This window comes from Streptomyces sp. SP17BM10 (genome assembly GCF_036322405.1).
Classification (GTDB): domain Bacteria; phylum Actinomycetota; class Actinomycetes; order Streptomycetales; family Streptomycetaceae; genus Kitasatospora.
Window position 1 is genome coordinate 1 of sequence record NZ_JAQYXB010000160.1, and the last position, 236, is coordinate 236.

Annotated in this window: 1 protein-coding gene; it reads left to right on the plus strand. The window is 72.9% G+C overall.

All coding sequences use genetic code 11. The features are described 5' to 3' along the window. On the plus strand, positions 1–236 hold a 236-nt coding region (locus PUR71_RS00580), incomplete at both ends, for an acyltransferase domain-containing protein (protein ID WP_329924291.1).

Consider the following 236-nt stretch of genomic DNA (forward strand, 5'->3'; position numbering starts at 1 on the left):
GACGACACGGGGTATGCGCAGCCGGCGCTGTTCGCGCTGGAGGTGGCGCTGTTCCGGCTGGTGGAGTCGTGGGGTCTGCGGCCGGACTTCGTGGTGGGGCACTCGATCGGTGAGGTCGCGGCGGCGCACGTGGCGGGGGTGTTCTCGCTGGAGGACGCCTGCACGCTGGTCGCGGCCCGGGCGCGGCTGATGTCGCAACTCCCCGGTGGGGGAGCGATGGTGTCCGTCGAGGCGAC